We start from the raw sequence: 16,606 nt of genomic DNA, 5'->3' as shown, positions 1-16,606 counted from the left end.
GCATGAAGATGGTTGTGGCTATAATCAGGCCTGAGAGGGTCGAACAGGTGATGGACTCACTCGAGGATGCAGGCTTTGTTGCCCTCACAGTTACCGAGGTGAAGGGAAGAGGGGAGCAGAAGGGAATACAGCTCCAGTTTCGCGGAAGGACTGTTGAGGTGGACATGCTTGAGAAGGTGAAGCTTGAAGTGGTTGTAGAAGATGAAGAGGTTCAGAGGGCTGTTGATGCAATAATTGCCGGAGCGAGAACGGGAAAAATCGGGGATGGAAGGGTTTTCATCCTGCCGGTGGAGAAATCGGTGAGGATAAGGACCGGGGAGGTCATTCAGTAAGCTCTGCCCACTTGTCCTCGCTCTCGTAAACCCTGACCCTGACAACGTTCAGGCCCTTATTTTTTAATTTTCTGAAAATTTCGGTGCAGATGTTCTCGGACGTCGGAATATCGATTATCTCGTTGAGTATCCTGTGGTCGAACTCGCTCAGCACTTCCCTGAGGTGTTTTTTCAGGTCGTAAAAGTCCATCACCATCCCGTTTTCCCGGACATCGCCTTCAATCTCCACTTCGACCCTGAAGTTGTGTCCGTGCAGCCTTCCGCACCTCTCATGCCCCGGAATCGAGTGGGCTGCGCTGAACCTCTCGCTAACACCAATTCTCATTTACCTCACCCCCAGGTATTTGTGAACCTGCGGAATCACCCTCGTGTCGGCAAGCTCCAGCATCTTTTCCTGGAGTTTTAAAATGTTTCTCACGTCAGAGCCAAACACGGGCTGGAGGACGAAGCATCTGACACAGTCCGCGATGCCCTCGGCTCTTGCCAGCACATCCTCGACGTCGAACCGCTCCGGCAGAACGATCTTGGCGAAGGTGACCCTGCTCTCAGAATCCCTCAGTATCCTGAATGACTTCACGGTGTTTTCGTAGATCTCCTCATAACCGGCCTTCAACGCCTCCCTGACCTTCAGGTCTCCCGCAATTATGTCGAAATGCTTCAGCTTTCTGGCCTCCTCTGGCAGAGACATGTTGGACTCGAGGTAGAACGCTCTCGTCTTTTCCAGTCCTGCTATGAAGTTCGCGTAGAGCAAAGGCTCCCCACCCGTAAACGAGACGGAGTGTATGTTTTTCGAGGAGTCCACAACGTTCTGAATGTAATCCAAGCTCACGGGGTTTTCGAGCTCCCTGCTGTTCGCATAGTCCATGCACCTCTCTGAGTACCGGGTGTCGCAGTAGTAGCAGTTGAGGTTGCAGCCCGAGAACCTGATGAAAAGCTGCCTCACTCCGCAGAATATGCCCTCTCCCTGAACGGAGTAGAAGATCTCGCTAATGTTTGCCCTCATGCTCTCTCTTCTTTTCCTCGTAGGCCTTTACAGCCCTCTTCCACTCCTCATCACTCAGCAGCGGATCCCTTGCACCGTTCAGCAGGAACGCCTCAGTCCTTTCCAGACACGTCCCGCACTCGAGGCATGGTCTTTCCCCGCCCTCGTAGCAGCTCCAGGTTAGCTCGTATGGAACTCCAAGCTTCAGCCCGAGCCCGACTATCTCGTCTTTCGTCATGTCCACGAAGGGGGCTTTAATCTCAACGGGCGTCCAGAGGTTGGCAAGATAGACGGCCGTGTCCAAAGCTTTAACGAACTCCTTCCTGCAGTCGGGGTAGATGCTGTAGTCGCTCTTGTGGGCGGCATAGTAAACCTCCCCTGCCCCAATTTTAACCGCGTAGCCTGCAGCGATGGAAAGCATTATCATGTTCCTGTTGGGGACTATCGTCCTCTTCTGCACATCCTCGCTGTAGAATGCCTTTGGAACCTCGCCATCTCCGGTCAAAGCTCCAGAAGAGATGAGCTCGTGAATTGCTGAGATGTCCACGACCCTGTGCGTTACCCTGCCTCTCTCCGTAGCTTTCTCTGCTATCAGCCTCGCGTGCTCTATCTCTCTTGAATGCTTCTGCCCGTAGTTGAATGTGAGAGCGTGAACCTCATAGCCCCTATCGAGGAGCCAGTAGAGGAGCGTCGAGCTGTCCACTCCTCCGCTGAGTATGAGGACTGCCCTGTTTGTGGCGCTCATCTCTCATCACCCGCTTTGTGTGATATTGCCCTGCTCATTTCAAACACCGTGCCGGATTCTGAACCTCTCAGCTGAATGCCGGCAGGGTATTTAATGGCTGTGTGCTCTGAAAAGTTTTCGTTCCAAATTGTGAAACATTCTGGTAAAAATTTTTCATCAAAGTGTTTTTTACTTTTCAAGCAGGCAAAAAAGTTTTATTTTTGTGAAATAATGACTCATCAATGCGTTTGAAGGTGAACCTTGCTCCCTTGGAGCGAAGGTCTGTCATAGATTTGAACCACCATTACCACCTCGCCTCTGCAATTTACAGGGCGATTGAGAGAGCGGACCCATCGCTATCCCTTGAACTCCACCGGCCAGGAATTCCCAAGCTGTTCACCTTCAGCAAGCTCATGATTCCGGGGAGAAGATTCAGGATCGAGGGCGAAAAGATGGTCGTTTACGGTGACAGTGCTCATTTCTTCTTCTCCACGATGAGGAATGAAATCGCCGAGAGGCTAGTCGAGGGCCTGCTTTCAAAACCTGAGATCGAGATATCGGGTGCCAGGTTTCTCGTCTCTGAGGTCAGAGTTATGCGGGAGAAGAAAATTGGAAGCAGGGAGCGCTTCGTAACACTTAGCCCGATAAACGTTTCCAGATACGCAGGAGAAAACGGAAACGGGAGGGTGATCGACCTCTATCCCAAAGATGTCGAGTTTTACGAAATAATCAGGCAGAATCTGGTGAAGAAGTACATGGCTCATTACCGGAAAACACCGGAGAACGTTGATCTGGAGATAAAGCCCCTGAGCGTCAAGGCCAAGAGGATCAGAATAAAGAACACCTACCACAGATGCGTCGAGATGGTTTTCGAGGCCAGGGGGAGTAAAGAGCTGCTGGAGGTTGGATACAAGGCCGGTTTTGGCGCGAAAAATTCGATGGGGCTCGGGATGGTGAAGGTGGTATGAGTGACATTGATTTATCTGAAAATCATTTCGAAGAAAAAAGGAGAGAAAATGGTATGGAATTTTACTGGACAGGGCACCCTTTTGTGGATGCAGGATTAGCTGCGATTCTACTAATTGCTGGAAAAAGCAAACCTGAAGAGCTTCAAAAAGAAGATGTTTCAAAGGCTGTAGACTTTGCTGCAGAACTTTATGCAACGAAAGATTGGAGTTCAAGCTATCTTCATGGCATGATATTTCCAAATAGTGGGATAGTAATGTCCAATCCAAGCATGTCTAAGAAACGATCTCCAGAGAACATAGCTCAGAATTTATGGAGCATCTTGGAGAAAACCAATGCCACAAATCCGGACTCCCCGACATGCATTATATGTGGTAGAAAACCTGCATACACAGGTAAAGAAATCTACCTTTCAGTTTTTCCTTTGCTGGGGACTGGTGGGGTTACGAACTATTTCCATTCAGCAAATCCTAAAGGAGCAGACATCTGTGCACATTGTATATTTTTAACCCAATTTCTACCTCTAGTGTCTTACAGACTTTCAAGAGTGTTGGTAATTCATGCGTATCCTTACGAACTTATGCTTGAACTTTCAAAAGGTGCACTTGATGAGATTAAAAAAAGCAAACTTGCATCGCAAGCAAAAGGGTTCAGAATACCAGAGAACTTTCTTTTCCATCTGATAGGTGAAATTACCAGAAAAGTTGAGAGGGATGAGTTCTGGGAAAACGCATCGGTTACTTTGTACTATTTCATATGCAATCTCCAAAACCAAGTCTTAGACATCATCAATGTGCCCAATCCTATACTAAGATTTGTGGCTTACGCAAATAAAGTGGACTATGTTGGCTGGAGGCGTATAGTTGCAATGGGATGGAAAGGCAAACCAAGCGAGGCTGAAATCGAAAACTTTGAACGAGAGAGGCGGAATGCTGTTTACTCAAGACTTTTGAACTATGAAAGTATATTACCGTACTTCTATAATTTAAAGGAAAGAAAAGTAAATGCAAGCTGGAATCTTTTGGCTTTTTACTGTAAGGAGGTGGCGGGTTTGGATAAGGAGGCTCTGGAGTTTATTAAAAGTGTTGGAGATAGAATTGTGGAATCAATAGAAAGGCTACCAAATCATAAGCTTGACGATGAGGTAAGAAGCTTGGAGCGAGCCGAAAAGCTACATCAATTCGAGGCATTTTTCATTCGTATCGAAAAGGTCAGGCAAAATCTAGGAATAGAGAAGCCTTTGATGACTTTTGATGAATTCACAAAAATACTCACTGCTTACGGAGAGGATGTAAATGTTTCTTGGAAAACTGTAAGGAATCTCTTGTTGTTCCGCATTTATGAGAAGCTTCATGACAGGCTTATAAAATCTGATAAGTCGTCGGAAATTAGCGAAGTTTTAGAAGAAAATGAGTATGCAATATTTGGAGGTGAGGGTGAATGAGATTTGCTGCTGGAATGATATTGGTGGATGCATCGCATTCGGCTTTGAACATGCTTGGAATAGACGAAACTACGCCTGAAAGAACTGTTACAAGGGTTAAGAAATTAAGAAAAGGTAGCCTGTCATACCCGTATGTTTCGCCGCAGGCTTGGCGTTATTGGTGGAGAAAAACGCTTGCAGAGCATTTTGAGTGGAATTTGTCTCCAATGTTCAGAGAGGAAAAACAGGTTTTCACAGCTGCTAATCCGATCGAATACCCCGATGATGATGTTTTTGGATACATGAGGGCAATCAAGAAAGGTAACGTGAACATCACGGTTACGAGAATGTCGCCTCTCAAAAACAGTCCTTTAATTTCTTTACTCCCAGACAGAAGCTCGGTCACACCTGATGAAGGTTACGCATCAAGGCATGAGGGAGATCCAGTCCCTTATACGCAGGAATTCTATTCAACCGTGCTGAAAGGAGTTTTCTCGTTAGATCTGGATTTCGTTGGCAGATTTACAATTATTGACAAAGCAGGATTTAAAAACTTGTTAAGCAAAGATGAAATCTCAAAATTGCCGAAGAGTTTAAGTGATGTCAAAAGTGAATACGAGTCAATTCTACAGAAAGCAAGGGAAATGAATGCACAGATTGACGATAGAGAGATTTTTATGCCAAAAGAAATCAGAAAGAAACGAGCAAGCGAGGTGATCAAAGCCCTTCGTTATATTTTCGGTGGTGCAAAGCAGACCCAGTATCTCACCGATATAACACCGAAGTTCATCATCTTGGCAATGTTTGATGGGGGAATAAACCCCTTTGTAAGCGACATAGTGTACGAGGATAGAGGAGAGATAAGGTTTGACTCTGAAGCCTTGATCTCAAGAATTCTCGAGTTCAAAGAAATCATCAATCCAAGAAAACTTTTCATTGGTAAAGACAAGGGATTCATGAGAGGATGGAAAGATGAATTAGAGAAAGTCAAAGATTCTCTTACTGAAAATGGTGTCGAAGTCGCAGTCACAACTGTTGGAGATGCAATAGTAAAGTTTGCTGAAGAAATTGAAGCTTACTATGATTGAACTATGATGCGAGTAAAAATAAAAAGCTGGACTGCAAGCTTTAGGTATCCCACGTTCCAATCAGGTTATCAACCTACATTACCTGTTCCTCCGCTTTCAACAATTCAGGGCATATTATCAGCGGCAAGAGGCGAAATAGTGTCTTTCAAAGAAATTCCATTCGTTGGATATGTTTTCATGAGTGAAGGTAAAGGAATTGATCTAGAAAGAATTTATGCTTTAGGAAAAACTGAAACAGATGTGATGAGGCGAGAAGTGTTGTTCGATAACACACTATATCTTTATCTACCTGACGAGTGGAAAAAATACTTCAAAAAGCCGAGATTCCAATTATTGCTCGGGCGTTCTAGTGATATAGCCACAGTAGAGAAAATAGAAAATGTTGAACTTGAAGAAAGGGTAAACATTCCTGTTGGAGGAACAATTGTTCCAGTGGTTTCGGGTTTACCAGGCTTGGTTCACGCACTTCCAGTGGAATTTGATTACCCAACAATTCCGAGAAGAGCAAAAACAGTAAAACCATTTACAATTTTGCCTTTTCCCAGAAATGCTGCACAAAGAAGGCGACAAACGTATAGTGGTAAACTACTTTATGACCTTGAAATAGACATCGGAGTATGGTTCTATGAAGGTCTGCATGGCGAAGTTTAAGCCCAATGATTTCCTTGAGTGCCACATCAACAATGCTCTTAATGTGATGAAGAGTATAAAAAATGCATTTCCATGGATTTCCGAGACACACAAAAATTTCTGGGAGCTTCTTTTTTATTCCATCCTTTTGCATGATCTTGGAAAGTGTTCGATGGGTTTCCAGAGGGCTGGAGCAAAAGGAGAGATCTGGGGATACAGGCATGAAATTCTCTCAACATCATTTACTCAGTTTTTGGATTGTGCAGAGGAAGAAAAAAATTTAATTGCTCTTGCAATTTTGACCCACCACAAATACTTAAGCGATCCAAACCTCCCAATACCGACTGAAATCGAAGAATTTACGTGGATGGCTTATCTTGAGAGAATTGATGAACTTCTTGAAAATTCTGACTATGTTGAAGAAGTTTTCATGCCAAAAATACCATACTGGGAGATGTATGTTTTTGGAAAGAATATCGGGAAATTTAAACTTTCTAATGGCTGGAAAGAGCTGATTAAAGAATATGATTTTGATGGGTTGCTAAATTGGTATGACCGAAATTGGGAAAAATACAGAGGAGCGCTAATTTTTCTCAAAGGTCTACTGAATGCGTGCGACCATCTTTCATCTGCAGGTGAGAATTCGGTAAAATTTCTTCCACCTATAGCCGAGGTTATTGCGTTCAAAATCCCAAGAAAAGAGTGGAGGCCTTTGCAGAAACAGGCAAATAAAATTAAAGGAAATCTCTTAATCCGAGCACCTACTGGTTACGGAAAGACTGAGACTGCTCTTTTGTGGGCAGACATTAATGGCTATTCAACCAAAAACGGAATTTCTAACAGAGTATTTTATGTGTTACCGTATAAAGCAAGCGTTAATGCAATGCATGAAAGGATGCTGGAATATTTTAAGAGCCCGGAATTAGTTGGTGTTTTGCACAGTTCGTCATCCTATTACCTTTACGCTTCAAATTTTGAATATAAGCGTCTTTCAAGCCTTTATCAAAAAATATTCACGCCTTTAAAGGTAACAACACCATTCCAAATAATGAAAGCATTTTTTGGTGTTGGGTTCTTCGAAATGGCGTTATGCGAGCTAAAAAATGCTTTACTAATATTTGATGAGATTCACGCCTACGAACCGAACATTCTGGGAATAATCCTTGCAATGCTCGAGGTTCTCAAAGAATATAATACGAAAGTTCTGGTTATGACGGCAACCATGCCAGACTTCATTGAGGAGTTTTTTATTGAACTGCTAAATCCAGAAAAGCCGGAGATTTCCGGCGAAGAGGTAGATAGGTTCACGAGACATCGTGTTAAGATTGTTAGAGGAAATATAAAAGAGAATATTCAAGATTTTGCAGAGAAATTCAAAAAGAGAGGTCTTACACCTGCATTAATTGCATGCAACACTGTAGATAGAGCAATTGATGTATATAAGCAACTTAAAAGCCTTGGTTATCGTGTAATGCTTCTTCACAGCAGGTTTACTTATGGGGACAGGGAAGAACTTGAAAGAAAATTGAGAGGGAATCTAAACAGTTATGATTTCGTCGTTGCAACACAAGTTGTGGAAGTATCGCTGGACATAAGTTTCCAGACAATTTTGACAGAACCTGCACCCATTGATGCACTTATTCAACGGTTTGGAAGAGTAAACAGGCAAGGATGGAAAGAAGGGGAGATATCTGACGTCTATATTTTGACTGAAGGCTCTGAAAACGATGCTAGAGTTTACAAACAATACGAAGTTGTAAAAGAAAGCGTCAAGCTTCTAAGGGATCTGGATGGGCAGGAGTTTAAGGAGTCGCTTATCCCTGACTTGGTAAGCAAAGGATACTCTAAAGTTAGAAATGAGCTTGTAAGGGAGATAGAAAAGTATAAACGGACTGCTCTGGAACTTTTTGAGGAACTGCAACCACTGAAAAAGAGTGGAAATGAAGAACAGTTTTACAAAATGTTTCAGGGGTTAGAGATTGTTCCAATCAGGTTTGCAGATAAAGTTATTAAACTAATTGAGAATGGGAAAGGAATTGAAGTTTATCGCTATCTGGTTCCTATTCCTCACTGGAAATTCTTCACTTTGCAAAATAAATTTGGAGAAGTGTTTAGTTATGACCGAAACCACAGAATACTCATTGCTAATCTGAGGTACACTCCTGAGACTGGGCTTGTAGATGAGGTTGATAATGAAATTGATATTGTTTGAGGTGGATCTGGAAGATATGACAAGAATATCCAAAGAACTGAGAAAAGAGCGAGAACTGAGCTTTTACGGTGCTGAGGACTTCATACCGCTTGAAGAGTACACCGCTGAAGAGGCATTACGGGCTATAAATTACGCAAAATTCGTGGTAGACGTAGTGAGAAAAGCATACGGCGTGAAATAGACGAAAATTTCTGGGAGCTTTTTCTATTCCATTCTCTTGCACGATCTCGATAAAAACCTGCAGGCAGGACATCCTCGCCTTATGGTATGTTTGCAATCAGATTAAGCAAAAAAGGCAGGTGAAATCCCAAAAGAAATAAAAAAGCTGAAAGTTAAATTCGGAGATTTGGTTATTCTGGGGGGCGATATTTCAGAATTCATATTGGAGTTAGGGGAATATAATATGGCTGAATTGAAATTCCAGCCCAAGAGCGGTTTGTTGAGATTGATTTGGGAGTAAATTATGTGGGCCGATACGGAATAATACAATTGAGGGGTCTCTGAACATGAATCAACCTCTGGTTTTTGATTTTAGATACGAAAACTCGGTCATAACTCGCCTATGTGTCTCACGAAATCCAGATTTACTTTCTTTATCAGCTTCTCATCTGCAGTGAAAAGCCTTGCTTTTTGCTCCTCGGCAAGAGCAACGTACGCAGCATCGTATACTGTTATGTTTTTCTCCATCGCAATTTCTGCAGTTTTTTCGGCTAGATTTTTCGTTAGCGGAAACAGCCTGAAACCGTAAAGAGCCAGGGCTCTGGCTATGAGAACAATCTCTTCATTGCTGAAAAGGCCGGTATACTTCAGGGCATTCAGGACTTCGTAGGGCATCAGCTCCGGAGAAAGAATCTCGACACTCCCGTTAATGAATTCGTCTCTCAGTTTTCTTGCATTATCTGAATAAATCTCGTCAACGAACCACTTGACGATTACGCTCGCGTCAGCCACCACCTTATCCATACCTGCTTTCCCTCCACTCTCTGATTATTGATGTGGTATCTTTGACAGATTCTTTCCTGACCTTCTCGTTTATCAAAAGAGCTTCGGCAACATTCCTGCTCTCAAGCCTCTCGATAACTCTGGTTAGTTCGGCCCTTATCACCTCGCTCCAGTTAATGTGCCTGTGCTTATCCATCTGTTTCTTCAATCTGTCATCTATTCTTACACTTATTACTGCCATGTCTGTATTACTGTATTACAAGTATATCTATTTTGTTGTTGGTACTGAGAAAGCGGGGAAGAAGATCCTCAAATCCAAAACAATCCCTTGAGAATCGCTCTGGAGAGACTGGGGGGCTGAAGTATATTTCCGGAAGCTGCTGGATCGTTATTGCTTCTCCTTCAAAATCTCCGTTAACTTATTACCCTTCTCAATCGCTTTTAGCTTGTCTTCGTAGCTCTCGTGGTAGCTGATTCTGTGCTTTACATCATTCCACATCTTTCTCCAGTGGTAGAAGTATTCAGAAATCTCAAGCTCGTCTCCAAACAGAACGATGTAATCGCTCATAACCGACGCTTTTACCTTGATCGGGAGTAGCTCAAAAACTCTTAAATCATAAATTGGCCTGGCAATGCTGAAAAGCCTCTTTTGAATGGAAATGTTCTCTTTCCGGTCTCTGATTTCGGTAATCACTGCAATATCAATGTCTGAACCTTTCCTGAACTCCCCCGTAACGTAGGATCCGAAGATAACTGCCTTGTATTCTGAAATGGCTTTCAGGTCTTTCCTGATCTCTTCAAAGCTCGGCTTTTTCCAGGACATCCTCCACCCTCTTTATAAACTTCGTCAGAATTTCCTTGACCTCTTCGACTGAGCTGAGGACGAGTTCTTTGTCCACCCTGTTGTATCTGTGTACGAGCCAGTTTCTCAAACCGTTGCACATTTTCAGGTTCTCAGCAAGCTCTCCATCAAGCACACCAATTTCCTGAAGAATCTCTATGTTTCCGTAATCGTCCTCCACTCTTTTTCCAAAATCTTTTACGAGCATTGCGGAGATGTCCATGGCAGATTCTATTGCTGTCAGAAGATTGTAAAACGTCCCGCTGACCTCTATTGGTCGTTCCGGGTTTGGCGGAATCTCATTGATTGCCTCGATGATGTATTCGATTTTTTCCCTGTATCTCTCTTTTCTCATACGGATTTTATTTTGTCTAAGATAGTTTTATGCTTTACTGCGTTTGAAGTGATTCGTGGCAAAAACATTAACTCAGATTACCTCATCAACGCTGCTCTTCTCCACCCCGATGACCTCCCTCTTCATGGCATCAGCACTCCTCAGCCTGTATATCACCACCATGTCCTCCTCTTCATCTATTATTCTCCTCAGCCCCATCCTTATCTCCTCGAGGTCTGCCGGGGTAACCTCTCCCTCGAAGAGCGAGTTCTGAACCCAGTTCAAATGCTGTCTCAGAAACTTCTTCACCCTGTTCACCCGCTCCACGTTCACGTCGTAGGCTATGATCACGTACATTTCACCACCACATCACGAACGGCCTGTATTTCTCAGCATTAAGCACGTGCTTCACGAGCTTGTAGCACTCCAGCCTTATCAGTCTCTGGTAGGAAACGCTCCTCTTCAGCTTCCTGTGCTTCACTGTCTTTTCGAGCCTCTCGTTGAACGCTTTGACGAACTTCCTTCTGCCGTTCTCGTTCAGCAGGACTCCGTTGAAGCGGTCGTCGAAGTCTCCTTCCGTCACAACTTTTCTGTTGACGAGGTTGAATATCAGCCTGTCCACTATCACGGGTTTGAACAGCTCCGCTATATCTAAAGCGAGACTGAACCTCCTTTCCATGGGTTCGTGCAGGAAGCTTATCGCCGGGTGAAGCTGTGTGTGGTAGATCTCGGAAATAACGGCAGAATAGAGCAGCGAGTTTCCAAAGCTGATCATCGCGTTCACCTCGTTCTCCGGAGGCTGCCTGCTCCTTCTCTCGAATTTCATTTCCTGCAGGATGGAGTCGAACTTCGAGTAGTAGGCGTTCCTTGCTACGGCCTCTGCACCCATAACCTCGTCGATTCTCCCAGCGTCGGCAAGGGCCTGCAGTGCTGAGATAACCTCGCTATCATCTTCTCCGCTCTTCCTCAGCACCCTCGCCATGTTCATGATGCTCCCCTCAACGAAAGCCTTGGCTAAGTAGAGCCTTTTGTCGTGGTCGAGGTAGTGCTCCGCCTGCCTTATCACGACCTCTCCTGAAACGAGGCCTTCCCGTGGGTAGAACGACCCCTCGTAGAGGCCGTACCTGTTGAAGAAGTGGACGCATATTCCCTCCCTTGCCAGATACGAGAGCGCTTTTGACGTGACGGTCAGGGATCCCAGGGCGTAGATGGCGTATATTGCATTTACCGGTATTGGCCTCCTGTCCTCGCCACTCTCGAAGTAGAGCGTGTTTTCTTTCCGCTTGAGCCTGCCATCCGAAACGATGTAGAAGTTCCTCCTTTTCATCTCCACCCCTCACGTGAAGCAGAACTCAAAATAGGCGCATTTCCTGCAGTGAGGTTTGTAATCCGGTTCGGGCATTTCGCCCTCGACAATGCCGGGAATTTCCTTAAGCACGTTTTCAATCTCCTTCACCGCATCTTCATTCAGGATGACCTCCTCACTCCTCCTTTGCTTTGGAAAGCTCAGCCTTCCAACAGCTTTTATTCCAAACCTCGACAGGTAGTAGAGGTAGTAGAGGAGCTGGTAGTAGCTGGCCTTCTCGAATGCCCTGCTCTTCTTCACCTCCCGTATCTCAATCACGTCACCCCTCCTTACGGCATCAATCGCTATCGGACCAATCCTGACCTCCTTCTCGTCTCTGTCGAAAACACTCCTGTGTATGAGCTTTCCCAGTCTCACCGCATCGCTCTCCCTTTCCATGCTCACGTTGTGGCTGAAGAGCCAGAGCTTTGTTTTGCAGACGAAGTAGTAGTTCACCTGCACGCCTCTGATGTACATTTCATCAATCATTTAATCAGAATGGTTTTTGAAAAATAAAAGACTTTTCAAAGTGGAAGTATTAAGTGTAATCTGCTGATTTGTTGATGGTGTATAATTTATTTTTTCAGTTCGGTATGCACCTCTTCCCCGTGGCTTCTTCCCCTTTTTCAGTTTAACCCGTTTAAATTTCTTCAGTTCAGGAACGGGGACGTCTGGAGACGTCGCACATCATATTATCAGCTATTTTTATAGCAAAAACTTTTAATTTTCACTTCCTTCTTTTAAGAAATAAAGCCAGTTTATTTTTATTCTCCCACTCCTCCCTGACAGATTTCCTAAAATTCAGTAAAAAGCTCATAAAAAATCCAGAATCCAAAAACAAACCCCAGGATAAAAGTCGCACAACGTTATAAATAACCCGCATCACCGGAGTTTCGCTGCAGTATTTAAACGAAAGAAGCGGGAAGAAAGCTTTTTAAATGAATCTGAGGGAATATTAACGGAGGTTGAAATCAGACCTTTAAGGGATTGAAAGCCTCTTTATAGTTCATGCATGCTGTTATTATTGCCTTGTTGAAATCAGACCTTTAAGGGATTGAAAGCAATAACTATGTTAGAGTTACCTCCAATTAAGATTGGTGTTGAAATCAGACCTTTAAGGGATTGAAAGCTTTGAGCATGTCCCAATACTTTTTGTCTATCTCATAGTTGAAATCAGACCTTTAAGGGATTGAAAGGTGCAGTGTTCTGGGTAACTGTTGCAGCTTGCTGCTGCGTTGAAATCAGACCTTTAAGGGATTGAAAGATTCGAGCGAGCTGAACATCGCATACGGGAATCCGAGTGTTGAAATCAGACCTTTAAGGGATTGAAAGATGAGATCAACATGGACTTCTTGAACCCCTCTAAGGGTTGAAATCAGACCTTTAAGGGATTGAAAGTATCTCAGTTTACAACTATATAACTAACGAGGAAAGGTTGAAATCAGACCTTTAAGGGATTGAAAGTAAAGATGACTGCAAGTATGCTATAGAACCGGATGGGTTGAAATCAGACCTTTAAGGGATTGAAAGGATGATCTCGGCACCTTAATTCATGCTCCTCCACTTGCTGAGTTGAAATCAGACCTTTAAGGGATTGAAAGAATTCTATAAGCGTCGTTTTTAGCTGATAGATTTTTTGTTGAAATCAGACCTTTAAGGGATTGAAAGATGTAGGTTTGTATTTGCTGTTTAAGCCAATCCCCAGCGTTGAAATCAGACCTTTAAGGGATTGAAAGCCAGAAAAGCATATTCGGGGCTTATGCGGTAAACATGTTGAAATCAGACCTTTAAGGGATTGAAAGAACACATCATTAGATTTGGGTTTGGAGACTCCTTCGAAGTTGAAATCAGACCTTTAAGGGATTGAAAGCATTACACTCTTGACCCAACCAGTAGCATAAGTATATCGTTGAAATCAGACCTTGAAGGGATTGAAAGGCAATCGCTTTCAGGTAAACCATGGAAACCTCGCTGAAAACGATAGCATTTGAATGCAGTCTGTATTTACTCCTCAGCTCGGACAAATCCAGCTTTCCTTCAAGATGGTTGATAATGACGTTGCTGTCAACAAAAGCCTTCAAATCCCCCATTCCTCGTCTACCTCTTCGAGCAGCTTCTCAAGATTTCTGCCCCTGAACTTTCCATGAAGCTTTTTCAGGTTGTACTCAAGCATAATTTCTCTTTCAAGCCTCTCGACTACCCTGTTCAAATCCACCTGCTTCAGGACCTCATCTGGGATTTTGAGCTTGACAGTTATCTCGCTCATGTATGGCACCTTCACAGATTATTTGCGCGCAATCTATTTAAGGATTCTCTGCCCTTGAATAGGCCTGTCCGCTTAACACAAACTCCACCTCGGTTTACTGCAATACAGAACAAACACTCTGCAGAACAAGTTCCAGTTCACTACAGGATTTAGCTGTAATCAAACAGAGAAAAATCCCAATTCTCTGTTTGAAAGAAGAAAACACAGATTCAACCCTAATCCACTTCCCGAAAGGTTTGATGCTCAAACTCCAAATTGAGATTTTTCAGAGCCTCGAGCAACAGGGAGTTTTATCGACCACAGGTTAATCCAAGAAGATTATTCGAATCTTGGGTATGTAATATGGTAAGTTTAGATACCTGTTTGTAACTATCGAGGAAGGTTTTTAGCAAGTTAGTTAAGTGCACAGTTAAACATTCTCAAACGTTGGAGGGGTTGAAAGAGGTGAGGCTAAAAGCATCACATGCACCCGGTAACTTAAAATAGCTACCACTGTCTTTAAGCTCAGATGCCTCTCACGTTTGTTGGTCTCGGCCTGTGTGATGAAAGGGACATCACGCTGAAAGGGCTTGAAGCAGTCAGGAATGCTGACAGGGTTTACGTGGAGTTCTACACTTCAAGGCTGTCGACATCTCTGGAGACACTTGAGAGGACTTTTGGCAGGGAAATTGAGCTTCTGGAAAGGAGGCACCTCGAAGAGGAGAGCGCTAAGCTCATTGACGAGGCAAGAGAAAGGGTTGTGGTCGTGCTCGTTCCGGGAGACCCGATGATTGCAACGACGCATTCGAGCGTGGTTTTCGAGGCCAAGAAAAAGGGCGTGGAGGTGAGGATAATTCACAACGCCAGCATAGTTTCAGCGATTGCCGGGGTTACAGGATTGCACATTTACAGATTCGGAAAAATCGCGACGGTGAGCTACCCTTACAGAAATACGGTCTCGAGAACACCTCTTGACGTGATAAAGCAGAACCTCTCAATAAATGCGCACACGTTACTTCTGCTCGATCTGAACCCCGAGCCCATGACGATTGAGTATGCGGTAGAGCTTCTTGAGAGGATAGACGATGGCACCCTCGACCATTTCGCGGTTGGAGTTGCGAGGGTCGGGTCTGATGACAGTCTCGCCGTATGCGACAAATTCTACAGGCTCAGGGATCACGACTTTGGAAAACCGCTTCACTCCATAGTTGTTCTTGCCAGGACAATTCACATAACTGAATATGAATTCCTCAGGGAGTTTGCCAATGCCCCGGCATCTCTTGAGAGTCTCGTGGAGTGAAGATGTAGAATCTCGCAGATCTGTAATTTACAAGTCTTCCCCCTTCAACAATTTCGTTTTTGAGGGGCAGAATTATCACATCGCACTTCAGGGCACTTCCAAGCCTGAGAATACACGCCTGGATTTCATACGGTGGTCTGATGGAGTAAATGAGCTCCACACCCTCATACTTCGATAAATCCGGGTTGCACACATCATCGGCAATCACATCATCTGCGGTTTTTTTCAGGTCTGTTTTTACCACCTGTATCCCGCTCTCCTCCAGCCTTCTTGAAATTGCGAAGTGGTTTCCGATACCAACCTCTGCGACTTTTTTCACCCCCATCATCGCAATGTACTCGGCGAGATCTATCACAGTTCAGCTTATATATCAAATACATATAATGGCTTCTGTGTATTCAGTACTGATTCGCCCGTTTGAGGCGAGGGATTCGTCGGACATAATACGAATTGATGCTGAGTCATTCAACACCAGAAACCCCACCTATGATCTGTTCGTGTACCTTGCGTATGGCAGCGAGATTATTGTTGCGGACATGGGCAGCATGGTGGTGGGGTATGTTGTTCTCTCTTACAGGAATGAGGAAGCCAAAATCATGTCTATAGCAGTAAAGAAGGAGTTCAGGAGGAGAGGCATAGGAAAAATACTTCTCAGAGAAGCAATTCAAAGGGCAAAAAAGAGAGGCATGAGGAAAATCCTGCTTGAGGTCAGGGAGTCGAACACTCCTGCCCAGAACCTGTATAAAAAATTTGGTTTTGAGGTCGCTGGTTATCTTGAGTCGTATTACAGCGATGGAGAGGCAGCTTATCTAATGAACCTGGACCTCGACAAGGCTGATGACTTCTCTCAGTCTCGGGTTGGCGAGCAGATCTGAATGACTTCTCTCTCCCAGCATCTCATTAAGCCCCTTACACAGGAGAAATATCGCTTTTTTGTGGTCGTTTTTGCTTTTGTGGATGTGTACGGGCTGAACCCCCATGTCTTCGTACTCTTTGAAATAACCGTTGCTCAAACCGGCCTCTTCCAAAAATCTCTTAACATGAAACAGCGTCAGATGCAGAAATACAAGCTCTTCCTTGTGCATTCAGCACCACCATATTTTATCATCATCATAGGCTATAAAAGCTTTATTTATCATTAATAAGTCTGGGTTCGTATTTATACAAATGACGAGAAAAATAAGCTATGTGTTGAACTCAATTGGCATACGACAGTAAGCTTTTGGGAAGTTTTTAATAGCT

At 44.1% G+C, this 16,606-nt stretch carries 22 protein-coding genes and 1 CRISPR repeat array; of the genes, 9 read left to right on the top strand and 13 right to left on the bottom strand.

The features are described 5' to 3' along the window. The first annotated feature begins 2 nt into the window (after window positions 1-2). The gene (locus tag GACE_RS08115) at window positions 3-332 is read left to right on the top strand and encodes a P-II family nitrogen regulator (RefSeq protein ID WP_048092595.1); all 330 of its coding nucleotides are present in this window, start codon (window positions 3-5) and stop codon (window positions 330-332) included. On the opposite strand, the gene queD is transcribed toward GACE_RS08115, so the two are convergent. From queD to queC, 3 genes are read right to left on the bottom strand one after another with little or no spacing between them, the layout of a single operon-like run. Further along, window positions 322-657 carry a 6-carboxytetrahydropterin synthase QueD gene (queD, locus tag GACE_RS08110; protein ID WP_048092593.1) on the bottom strand — a complete coding sequence of 112 codons (336 nt, stop codon included), beginning with the start codon at window positions 655-657 and terminating at the stop codon, window positions 322-324. The two genes, GACE_RS08115 and queD, sit on opposite strands and share 11 nt — an antisense overlap. Further along, window positions 658-1,335, bottom strand: a complete 678-nt coding sequence (locus tag GACE_RS08105) for a 7-carboxy-7-deazaguanine synthase QueE (protein ID WP_048092592.1) — start codon at window positions 1,333-1,335, stop codon at window positions 658-660. After that, window positions 1,319-2,059 (bottom strand): 7-cyano-7-deazaguanine synthase QueC, encoded by a 741-nt coding sequence (queC, locus tag GACE_RS08100; RefSeq protein WP_048092590.1) that lies wholly within the window; start codon window positions 2,057-2,059, stop codon window positions 1,319-1,321. Before queC ends, GACE_RS08105 begins: the two co-directional genes overlap by 17 nt. 221 nt (window positions 2,060-2,280) lie before the next feature. On the opposite strand from queC, the gene cas6 reads away from it, so the two are divergent. From cas6 to GACE_RS08065, 6 genes are read left to right on the top strand one after another with little or no spacing between them, the layout of a single operon-like run. Further along, entirely contained in the window at window positions 2,281-3,006 is a 726-nt protein-coding gene (gene cas6, locus GACE_RS08090; RefSeq protein ID WP_048092586.1) for a CRISPR-associated endoribonuclease Cas6, read from the top strand. After that, window positions 3,003-4,448 (top strand): type I-B CRISPR-associated protein Cas8b1/Cst1, encoded by a 1,446-nt coding sequence (gene cas8a1, locus GACE_RS08085; protein ID WP_084063703.1) that lies wholly within the window; start codon window positions 3,003-3,005, stop codon window positions 4,446-4,448. Before cas6 ends, cas8a1 begins: the two co-directional genes overlap by 4 nt. Then, complete coding sequence (cas7i, locus tag GACE_RS08080) at window positions 4,445-5,515, top strand: type I-B CRISPR-associated protein Cas7/Cst2/DevR (protein ID WP_048092585.1); 1,071 nt, start codon at window positions 4,445-4,447, stop codon at window positions 5,513-5,515. Before cas8a1 ends, cas7i begins: the two co-directional genes overlap by 4 nt. Window positions 5,516-5,518: 3 nt before the next feature. Then, window positions 5,519-6,166, top strand: a complete 648-nt coding sequence (cas5b, locus tag GACE_RS08075; RefSeq protein WP_048092583.1) for a type I-B CRISPR-associated protein Cas5b — start codon at window positions 5,519-5,521, stop codon at window positions 6,164-6,166. Further along, entirely contained in the window at window positions 6,141-8,357 is a 2,217-nt protein-coding gene (locus tag GACE_RS08070; protein ID WP_048092581.1) for a CRISPR-associated helicase/endonuclease Cas3, read from the top strand. Before cas5b ends, GACE_RS08070 begins: the two co-directional genes overlap by 26 nt. Further along, a complete protein-coding gene (locus tag GACE_RS08065; RefSeq protein WP_202962731.1) occupies window positions 8,338-8,538 on the top strand; it encodes a HEPN domain-containing protein in 201 nt (66 codons plus the stop codon). The genes GACE_RS08070 and GACE_RS08065 overlap by 20 nt, the downstream gene beginning before the upstream one ends. Before the next feature lie 368 nt (window positions 8,539-8,906). Here the strand turns inward: GACE_RS08065 and GACE_RS08060 are convergent, their stop codons facing one another. From GACE_RS08060 to GACE_RS08025, 8 genes are all read right to left on the bottom strand, one after another. Further along, window positions 8,907-9,320, bottom strand: coding sequence for a type II toxin-antitoxin system VapC family toxin (locus GACE_RS08060; RefSeq protein WP_048092579.1), 414 nt, complete (start codon window positions 9,318-9,320; stop codon window positions 8,907-8,909). Next, window positions 9,313-9,540, bottom strand: a complete 228-nt coding sequence (locus tag GACE_RS08055) for a hypothetical protein (protein WP_048092577.1) — start codon at window positions 9,538-9,540, stop codon at window positions 9,313-9,315. The genes GACE_RS08060 and GACE_RS08055 overlap by 8 nt, the downstream gene beginning before the upstream one ends. A gap of 147 nt (window positions 9,541-9,687) precedes the next feature. Further along, window positions 9,688-10,122: a nucleotidyltransferase domain-containing protein gene (locus tag GACE_RS08050; protein ID WP_048092576.1), complete on the bottom strand. Its 435-nt coding sequence runs from the start codon at window positions 10,120-10,122 to the stop codon at window positions 9,688-9,690. After that, window positions 10,097-10,495, bottom strand: coding sequence for a type VII toxin-antitoxin system HepT family RNase toxin (gene hepT / locus GACE_RS08045; RefSeq protein WP_048092574.1), 399 nt, complete (start codon window positions 10,493-10,495; stop codon window positions 10,097-10,099). The genes GACE_RS08050 and hepT overlap by 26 nt, the downstream gene beginning before the upstream one ends. Window positions 10,496-10,567: 72 nt before the next feature. Beyond that, window positions 10,568-10,831, bottom strand: coding sequence for a CRISPR-associated endonuclease Cas2 (gene cas2 / locus GACE_RS08040; RefSeq protein ID WP_048092573.1), 264 nt, complete (start codon window positions 10,829-10,831; stop codon window positions 10,568-10,570). Window position 10,832: 1 nt separating this feature from the next. Continuing rightward, window positions 10,833-11,801, bottom strand: a complete 969-nt coding sequence (cas1b, locus tag GACE_RS08035; protein ID WP_048093798.1) for a type I-B CRISPR-associated endonuclease Cas1b — start codon at window positions 11,799-11,801, stop codon at window positions 10,833-10,835. 9 nt (window positions 11,802-11,810) lie between these two features. Continuing rightward, window positions 11,811-12,308, bottom strand: coding sequence for a CRISPR-associated protein Cas4 (gene cas4, locus GACE_RS08030; protein WP_048092571.1), 498 nt, complete (start codon window positions 12,306-12,308; stop codon window positions 11,811-11,813). Between the two features lie 475 nt (window positions 12,309-12,783). Then, window positions 12,784-13,757: direct repeats of the CRISPR family, unit length 30 nt; unit sequence GTTGAAATCAGACCTTTAAGGGATTGAAAG. Window positions 13,758-13,896: 139 nt separating this feature from the next. Beyond that, window positions 13,897-14,085 carry a hypothetical protein gene (locus GACE_RS08025; RefSeq protein ID WP_048093796.1) on the bottom strand — a complete coding sequence of 63 codons (189 nt, stop codon included), beginning with the start codon at window positions 14,083-14,085 and terminating at the stop codon, window positions 13,897-13,899. A gap of 508 nt (window positions 14,086-14,593) precedes the next feature. Between GACE_RS08025 and dph5 the strand changes: the two genes are divergently transcribed. After that, on the top strand, window positions 14,594-15,364 hold the full coding sequence (gene dph5 / locus GACE_RS08020) for a diphthine synthase (RefSeq protein WP_048092570.1): 771 nt from the start codon (window positions 14,594-14,596) through the stop codon (window positions 15,362-15,364). Here dph5 and GACE_RS08015 read toward each other — a convergent pair. Continuing rightward, window positions 15,315-15,719: a UPF0146 family protein gene (locus GACE_RS08015; RefSeq protein WP_048092568.1), complete on the bottom strand. Its 405-nt coding sequence runs from the start codon at window positions 15,717-15,719 to the stop codon at window positions 15,315-15,317. The two genes, dph5 and GACE_RS08015, sit on opposite strands and share 50 nt — an antisense overlap. A 28-nt stretch (window positions 15,720-15,747) precedes the next feature. Here GACE_RS08015 and rimI point away from each other — a divergent pair, with 28 nt between their 5' ends. Then, window positions 15,748-16,239 (top strand): ribosomal protein S18-alanine N-acetyltransferase, encoded by a 492-nt coding sequence (rimI, locus tag GACE_RS08010; protein WP_048092566.1) that lies wholly within the window; start codon window positions 15,748-15,750, stop codon window positions 16,237-16,239. Here the strand turns inward: rimI and GACE_RS08005 are convergent. Then, entirely contained in the window at window positions 16,174-16,449 is a 276-nt protein-coding gene (locus tag GACE_RS08005) for a UPF0058 family protein (RefSeq protein WP_048092564.1), read from the bottom strand. The genes rimI and GACE_RS08005 overlap by 66 nt on opposite strands. Between the last annotated feature and the right edge of the window lie 157 nt (window positions 16,450-16,606).

Origin of the sequence: Geoglobus acetivorans (genome assembly GCF_000789255.1) — an archaeon.
GTDB lineage: Archaea > Halobacteriota > Archaeoglobi > Archaeoglobales > Archaeoglobaceae > Geoglobus > Geoglobus acetivorans_B.
Note: the sequence above shows the minus strand (reverse complement) of the source record. Positions and strands in the feature narration are given on the sequence as shown.

What these genes read in the sequence shown, in the direction of transcription:
- GACE_RS08025 (WP_048093796.1), bottom strand. Translation starts at nt 14,085, where the DNA reads ATGAGCGAGATAACTGTCAAGCTCAAAATCCCAGATGAGGTCCTGAAG.
- hepT (WP_048092574.1), bottom strand. Translation starts at nt 10,495, where the DNA reads ATGAGAAAAGAGAGATACAGGGAAAAAATCGAATACATCATCGAGGCA.
- cas8a1 (WP_084063703.1), top strand. Translation starts at nt 3,003, where the DNA reads ATGAGTGACATTGATTTATCTGAAAATCATTTCGAAGAAAAAAGGAGA.
- rimI (WP_048092566.1), top strand. Translation starts at nt 15,748, where the DNA reads ATGGCTTCTGTGTATTCAGTACTGATTCGCCCGTTTGAGGCGAGGGAT.
- queC (WP_048092590.1), bottom strand. Translation starts at nt 2,059, where the DNA reads ATGAGCGCCACAAACAGGGCAGTCCTCATACTCAGCGGAGGAGTGGAC.
- cas1b (WP_048093798.1), bottom strand. Translation starts at nt 11,801, where the DNA reads ATGAAAAGGAGGAACTTCTACATCGTTTCGGATGGCAGGCTCAAGCGG.
- cas2 (WP_048092573.1), bottom strand. Translation starts at nt 10,831, where the DNA reads ATGTACGTGATCATAGCCTACGACGTGAACGTGGAGCGGGTGAACAGG.
- GACE_RS08055 (WP_048092577.1), bottom strand. Translation starts at nt 9,540, where the DNA reads ATGGCAGTAATAAGTGTAAGAATAGATGACAGATTGAAGAAACAGATG.
- cas7i (WP_048092585.1), top strand. Translation starts at nt 4,445, where the DNA reads ATGAGATTTGCTGCTGGAATGATATTGGTGGATGCATCGCATTCGGCT.
- GACE_RS08060 (WP_048092579.1), bottom strand. Translation starts at nt 9,320, where the DNA reads ATGGATAAGGTGGTGGCTGACGCGAGCGTAATCGTCAAGTGGTTCGTT.
- queD (WP_048092593.1), bottom strand. Translation starts at nt 657, where the DNA reads ATGAGAATTGGTGTTAGCGAGAGGTTCAGCGCAGCCCACTCGATTCCG.
- GACE_RS08005 (WP_048092564.1), bottom strand. Translation starts at nt 16,449, where the DNA reads ATGCACAAGGAAGAGCTTGTATTTCTGCATCTGACGCTGTTTCATGTT.
- GACE_RS08105 (WP_048092592.1), bottom strand. Translation starts at nt 1,335, where the DNA reads ATGAGGGCAAACATTAGCGAGATCTTCTACTCCGTTCAGGGAGAGGGC.
- GACE_RS08065 (WP_202962731.1), top strand. Translation starts at nt 8,338, where the DNA reads ATGAAATTGATATTGTTTGAGGTGGATCTGGAAGATATGACAAGAATA.
- dph5 (WP_048092570.1), top strand. Translation starts at nt 14,594, where the DNA reads ATGCCTCTCACGTTTGTTGGTCTCGGCCTGTGTGATGAAAGGGACATC.
- cas4 (WP_048092571.1), bottom strand. Translation starts at nt 12,308, where the DNA reads ATGATTGATGAAATGTACATCAGAGGCGTGCAGGTGAACTACTACTTC.
- cas5b (WP_048092583.1), top strand. Translation starts at nt 5,519, where the DNA reads ATGATGCGAGTAAAAATAAAAAGCTGGACTGCAAGCTTTAGGTATCCC.
- GACE_RS08070 (WP_048092581.1), top strand. Translation starts at nt 6,141, where the DNA reads ATGAAGGTCTGCATGGCGAAGTTTAAGCCCAATGATTTCCTTGAGTGC.
- cas6 (WP_048092586.1), top strand. Translation starts at nt 2,281, where the DNA reads ATGCGTTTGAAGGTGAACCTTGCTCCCTTGGAGCGAAGGTCTGTCATA.
- GACE_RS08115 (WP_048092595.1), top strand. Translation starts at nt 3, where the DNA reads ATGAAGATGGTTGTGGCTATAATCAGGCCTGAGAGGGTCGAACAGGTG.
- GACE_RS08050 (WP_048092576.1), bottom strand. Translation starts at nt 10,122, where the DNA reads ATGTCCTGGAAAAAGCCGAGCTTTGAAGAGATCAGGAAAGACCTGAAA.